At 67.5% G+C, this 203-nt stretch carries 1 protein-coding gene; it reads left to right on the top strand.

Annotated features, from left to right (window positions below; translation table 11 throughout):
• The coding region (locus AC6LKG_RS26670) for a VCBS domain-containing protein (protein WP_498170030.1) at positions 1-203 on the top strand (203 nt) is incomplete at both ends.

The following is a 203-nucleotide window of genomic DNA, read 5'->3' as shown; positions in this document are numbered from 1 at the left end:
TTCACCGTCACCACCGCCGACGGCACCAAGAGCACCGTCACCGTCACCATCGACGGCACCAACGACAAGCCCGAACTGAGCGGCAAGACCGATGGCGCCGTGACCGAGGACGGCGCCACCAGCGCCACCGGCAAGCTCGACGTCAGCGACGTCGACACCAGCGACACCCACACCTGGACCGTCAGCAACGACGGCAAGGGCCA

Source organism: Achromobacter sp. 46006, assembly GCF_059761975.1.
Note: the sequence above shows the minus strand (reverse complement) of the source record. Positions and strands in the feature narration are given on the sequence as shown.